We start from the raw sequence: 6000 nt of genomic DNA on the forward strand, positions 1-6000 counted from the left end.
GGGCCCGGACGGGAAACCGCCTAGATCAGCTCAATGGCGTCGAGCAGGCCGGCGGTACTGGTCCAGCCCTTGAGCTCGACCGCTGCGCCCTCAGCGAAATCGAGCACGAGGCGCGGGCCCGAGGTATCGGCCAGCGCATCCAGCCGCGCCTGGTCGAGCGCGCCGCCCCAATGCGCCGCCTCGATCTGCAGCGTATCCGCTTCGGCGTCGAAATCGCTGATGATCACCACGTCCAGCGTGGCGGCCAGCACGAAGGTGTCGGCCCCGCTCCCCCCGGTCAAGCTGTCGTTGCCGGTGGCGGAATGGATCGTGTCGTCCCCCGCGCCACCGAAGACGGTGTCCGACGCCGGGCCTTCGGTCTGGACCTCGTCGATCCACAGGTCGTTGTCCATGCCCATGTAGGCAAAGTCGTCCCCGGCTCCGCCCTCCATGGTGTCATCACCGTAAGCCCCATCCAGCCAGTCGGCATGCGACCCGCCGTTGATCGAATCGCGCCCACGGCCTCCTGTGATCGAATCGCTGCCCTCACCGCCGTAGAGGTGATTGGCCCCGAAGTCGTCTGTGATGGTGTCGTCCCCCGCGCCACCGAACACCGTATCGGCAAGAAATTCTACGGCGAAACCCTCGTACGCCAAGTAAAGATCGTTTCCGTCCTGAAGATAGACAAGGTCCCCGCCCTGGCCGCCGTAGGCAGTGTCATCTCCGATGCCGGCATAAAGCGTGTCATCTCCGCCCGCCGAACGGAGGAAATCGTTGTTCTGCCCCCCGCGCAACACGTCTGCTGCATTCGTACCGTAGAGTCTGTCGTCGCCGCTTTCCCCCCAGACGTCGTTGCCGACGATCAGGTCCGCGCCAGCTCCGCCATAGATAGTGTCGGCGCCGATGTTGGAGGTTTGCGAGAACCCGTAGAGAAAGTCATCCCCGTCTCCGCCAAAGATCAGGTCGTCCCCTGCTCCGCCGAGGATGGTGTCATCGCCCGCTGCGCCTGAAATCTGGTCATTGTCTTCGGAGCTCGAGCGCAGCGGCCCACCCTGGATCCAGTCATCGCCATCGCCGCCCTGGATCGTGTCGTGTCCAAGCCCGCCCTGGATCGACTCATGTCCGGCGCCACCGATGATCGAATCCGACCCCTCCCCGCCGTCGAGGGTGTCGTCGTCCTCGCCTCCGTCCAGCGTGTCCCGCCCGTCACCGCCGAACAGCAGGTCGGTACCCAGCCCGCCCGTCAGCGAATCCGCGTGCACCCCGCCTTCCAGCCGGTCGTCGCCATCGCCGCCGTCCAGCGTATCGTCCCCATAGGCGCCAAGCAGCGTATCCTCGCCCTGCCCGCCCGTCAGCCGATCGGCCCAGGCCTCGCCATTCAGGCTGTCGTCCCCGTCACCGCCGTCGAGCGTGTCGTCGCCATCACCGGCCAGCAGAGTGTCATTGCCCAGCCCGCCGATCAGCAGGTCGTGGTTCCGATAGCCGTGCAGCAGGTCATTCCCCGCCAGCCCGTCCAGCGTGTCACGTCCGAAACTGCCCTCCAGGGTGTCGTCACCCTCTGTCCCGTCCAGGACGATGGGCACGATCGGCGCGATGGTTGCGGTCAGGACGTAGCTGCCGAGGCTCACGGCATATTCCACGTCGCCTTTCAGGTCCTGTCCCACGACGTTGAACAGAAAGGTCCCGGCCGCCTCGACGATAAAGGTCGCCTCCTGGCCGTTCCGGAGCAGGTCGACCCGCGTCTCGGGTGCCCCGGCTCGCTGCATCGTGACCTCTTCCAGGGCCCGGGGGGCCAGGAAACCGTCGGCGTCGATCCGTGAAAAGACCACCGTGACCGTGTGCTCTTCGGGAACATCCAGGGTGAAGACGTCCACGTCGCCCTCGAAATCGATCACCCCGGTCGTGGCCACGCCCGAGGTCAGGGTGACGGGATCGGCCGCGTCGCCTTCGCCGTCCACCAGTTCGGGCACGGTAATGGCCTGCACCATGAAGCCAGCCGGCCCGACATCGGCTTTCAGGTAATATGTCCCGGTCGTCGGCGCCGTGATCATCAGGCGCGAGGGGGTCACTTGCTCGAAATGCAGCACGAAGGCACCCTGGGCCGGGTCGAACTGGTAGTATGGATTTCCCGGCACGCTGAACAGCGCGCCCGTGCTGTCGTAGAGGCTCAGAGAGGCATCGTTGTCACGCTCCGCGTTGGTCGCGTCGATCCAGTAGGTCGTGCCTTCGGTCAATTCGATGGCAAACCAGTCTTCGTTCAGACGATAGCCGAGGCTGGTCGAGATCAGCTGGGGCGAATCCAGGGTCAGGGTCTTGAGGACCGGGGCGGGATCAATCGGCATGTCGGGGGAGCTCCGTCATAGGTGTTCCCGTGGACGCTACGGGGGGCGCGATGCGCAATGCAACGCGAAAAGGCCCGTGATATTCGCGCGTTGCTGGTAAGGCACAGGCACCCTACCCCCGCCCCACCCGCGCGCGGAAGGCGCTGGGGCTTTCGCCCGTCTCGCGCTGGAAAACTCGGCTGAAATAGGCCGGGTCGTCGTAGCCGAGCTCGTAGGCGATGGTCGAGACGGGCAGCGTGGTAAATGCAAGGTTGCGGCGCGCCTCGCGCAGCAGGCGTTCCGCGATCAGGCGGCTGGCAGGCTGGCCCGTCGCCTCGCGGCAGAGACGGCTGAGATGGGTGGCGCTGACTCCCAATCGGGCCGCGTAATCGGCGACTTTGGCGCCGCTGGCAAAGCCCTTCTCGACCAGGTCGAGAAACCGGCGCACCTGCGGCGGCGGGGCCGCGCCCGCCGCGCCCTCGGCCCCGGCGACGGCGCGGGCGACCAGGCCCAGAAGCACCCCGGTCAGCGAGCGCAGCACCTGCGCGCGGGCATAGCTGCGCCCCTCGAACTCGGTCTCGATCCCGGCCAGCACGGGCCAGGAGGCGGCGGGCGCAGGCACCACGGCCGGTCGGGTCAGCAGCCCGGGCAGCGCCTGGTCGGCGGCCAGCAGCTCGTCCCGCAGCTCGGCCAGCAGGGTGACGACACGGCCCACCGTGCCCGGCTGGAAGGTAAAGCCATGCACCACGCCCACGGGCACGTTGATCAGCACGCCCTCGGCCAGCGCATGCGCCGTGCCCTCGATCCGCGCCACGCCGCCGCCTCGCTCGATCGCGATCACCTGGTGCAGCCGCCCGTGGCGATGCGGCGCGAATTCCCAGTCGTGCAGGCGCGACCGTTTCTCGATCGTCTCCACGTGGATGACGTCGGGCATCTCTCCGGTCTCGCCGAACAGGTTGAAGCTGCGGATCGCCTGGCTGTCCATGTTCGAAAAGTACAAGCAGCCGCCTGCCCGGTCCATTCAAATCGCCGCGCGGAACGGCTTGAATGGCCGCCACGGGAAATCGGAGGAGACTTCCATGGAAACGCAAGTCTGCATCATCGGCGGCGGCCCCTCGGGCCTGATGCTCAGCCAGCTTCTGCACCTCAAGGGCATCGACACCATCGTTCTGGAACGCCAGACCCGCGACTACGTGCTCAGCCGCATCCGCGCCGGCGTGCTCGAGGCCGGCTTTGCCGAGCTGATGCGCGAGGCCCAGGTCGGCGACCGCATGGACCGCGAGGGCGAACTGCACGACGGGGTCTACATCTCGAGCGACAGCCACATGCACCGCATCGACATCAAGCGCCTGACCGGCAAGTCGGTGATGGTCTACGGCCAGACCGAGCTGACGCGCGACCTTTACGAAGGCCGTGACAAGATGGGCGGCAAGGTCATCCACGAGGTTCAGAACGTCGTGCTGCACGACCTCAAGACCGACAAGCCCCACGTCACATATGACCTGAAGGGCGAGTCGCATCGCATCGTGTGCGACTACGTGATCGGCGCCGACGGCTTCCACGGCGTGTCGCGCAAGTCGATCCCCGAGGACGTGCTGCGCGAATACGAAAAGGTCTATCCCTTCGGCTGGCTCGGCGTGCTGTCCGAGACCAGGCCGGTCAGCGAAGAGCTGATCTATGCCCGGGGCGCGCGCGGCTTTGCGCTGTGTTCCCTGCGCAGCCGGGTGTTGTCGCGCTACTACGTGCAGGTGCCGCTGACCGACAAGGTCGAAGAGTGGTCCGACGACGCCTTCTGGGCCGAACTCAAGGCCCGCCTGCCCGAAGAGGTCGCAGCCAGGCTTGAAACCGGCCCGACGATCGAGAAAAGCATCGCGCCGCTGCGCGGCTTCGTGGCCGAGCCGATGCGCTACGGCAACCTCTTCCTGTCCGGCGACGCCGCCCATATCGTCCCGCCCACCGGCGCCAAGGGGCTCAACACCGCCGCATCGGACATCTACTATCTCTACCACGCGCTGGTGGATCATTACCTCAGCGGCGATGACACCGGGATCGACACCTACTCGGAAAAGGCCCTGGCCCGCGCCTGGAAGACACAGCGGTTCTCGTGGTGGTTGACCTCGCTGCTGCACAGCTTTCCGGACACCAGCACCTACGACCAACGCCTGCAGCAGATCGAGCTGGACTACCTCTTCTCGTCCGAGGCGGCGCAGAAGAGCATGGCCGAGAACTACGTCGGCCTGCCGTTCTGATCGGCGCGCCAGGGCTCTGAGGGCGGTGTGGGGGTTTTGCACCCCCACGCCATTGTCTCTCGGACCAATGGCGCGACATTGGCGGCCCCCGCAGAGTTTACCGGCACAATGAAGAGCGGACACGAACGCAGGATCCGCCCCGCGCCGCCTCACCGGATTGGCTACCAGGTATATCGGTCGCGGGGCTTCACTGTGCACGCCGGGTCGCTCTCCAGCTTCCGGCGCATCCGGATGATGGCCAGACCAGGTCAATGTTTGGTGAACGGATCCGCCCTTCATTGTGCCCGAAAACTCCCGCCGGAGGCATCCGCACCCCGCCGCCCGTGACCGGCCCGGCAAAGGCGTCACATGGACGGCCCCGTCGCCAGGCGCTACTCCGGGCCAGCAAACCGGAGCCCGCCATGCAGACCCAGATCCCGTTGACACGCGACCTCGTCCTGATCGGGGGCGGCCATGCCCATGCGCTGGTGCTGCGGATGTGGGGGATGCGGCCCCTGCCCGGCGTGCGGCTGACCGTCATCAACCCCGGCCCCACCGCGCCCTATTCCGGCATGCTGCCGGGGCACGTGGCGGGGCATTACCCGCTGGACGCGCTCGAAATCGACCTGGTGCAGCTGGCCCGCTTTGCCGGCGCGCGGCTGATCCTTGGCGCGGCGGATGGCATCGACCCCGGGGCGCGGGTCGTGACCGTGGGCGACCGGCGGATCGGCTACGACATCGCCTCTGTCGACATCGGCATCCACTATGCCCTGCCCTCGATCCCCGGCTTTGCCGAACAGGGCATCGGCGCCAAGCCGCTGGATGGCTACGCGGCCCGCTGGCGCGATTTCCTCGAAACCGCCGCATCTGGCCGCGTGCCGCCGCAGGTCGCGGTGATCGGCGGCGGCGTGGCTGGGGTCGAGCTGGCACTGGCCATGGACCATGCGCTCAAGGCGCGCGGGCTGCGGCCCGAAGTCGCCGTGCTCGAGGCCGGGCCGGGCCTGTCGGGCATGTCGGACGCGGCCGAGCGCAAGGTGCGCGCCGCCCTCTCGGACGCCGGCGTGACCCTGCGGACCGGGGCCAGGATCACCGGCGTCACCGCGACCCATGTCGACCTGGACGAGGGAGCCCCCCTGCCCGCCCGCTTCACCCTCGGGGCCGCCGGGGCCGCGCCGCATGACTGGATCACGCGCAGTTCCCTGCCGCTGGAGAACGGGTTCATCCGCGTCGGCCCCGACCTGCGGGTCGAGGGGCGGAGCGATCTCTTCGCGGTCGGCGATTGCGCCCACATGACCCATGCGCCGCGCCCCAAGGCCGGGGTCTATGCGGTGCGCGCCGCGAAGGTGCTGGACCGCAACCTGCGCGCCGTCCTGACCGGGGGCGATCTGCGGCCCTACCGGCCGCAGAAAGGGTTCCTGAAACTGGTCTCGCTGGGCGGCAAGACCGCGCTGGCCGACAAGGCCGGGTTTGCG

4 protein-coding genes are annotated in these 6000 nt (G+C 67.6%); 2 read left to right on the plus strand and 2 right to left on the minus strand.

Annotated features, from left to right (window positions below):
- Window positions 1-20: 20 nt before the first annotated feature.
- Together MF270_RS26930 and MF270_RS26935 are read right to left on the minus strand one after the other, a co-directional pair.
- Window positions 21-2321 carry a pre-peptidase C-terminal domain-containing protein gene (locus MF270_RS26930; protein ID WP_238368718.1) on the minus strand — a complete coding sequence of 767 codons (2301 nt, stop codon included), beginning with the start codon at window positions 2319-2321 and terminating at the stop codon, window positions 21-23.
- Between the two features lie 112 nt (window positions 2322-2433).
- Window positions 2434-3285, minus strand: a complete 852-nt coding sequence (locus tag MF270_RS26935) for a helix-turn-helix domain-containing protein (RefSeq protein WP_238368719.1) — start codon at window positions 3283-3285, stop codon at window positions 2434-2436.
- Window positions 3286-3379: 94 nt separating this feature from the next.
- Here MF270_RS26935 and pobA point away from each other — a divergent pair, with 94 nt between their 5' ends.
- Window positions 3380-4549 (plus strand): 4-hydroxybenzoate 3-monooxygenase, encoded by a 1170-nt coding sequence (gene pobA / locus MF270_RS26940; protein ID WP_238368720.1) that lies wholly within the window; start codon window positions 3380-3382, stop codon window positions 4547-4549.
- Between the two features lie 401 nt (window positions 4550-4950).
- The coding region (locus MF270_RS26945) for an FAD-dependent oxidoreductase (RefSeq protein ID WP_238368721.1) at window positions 4951-6000 on the plus strand (1050 nt) is incomplete at its 3' end.

This window comes from Mesobacterium pallidum (assembly GCF_019966535.1).
In the GTDB taxonomy this organism is placed as follows: domain Bacteria; phylum Pseudomonadota; class Alphaproteobacteria; order Rhodobacterales; family Rhodobacteraceae; genus Mesobacterium; species Mesobacterium pallidum.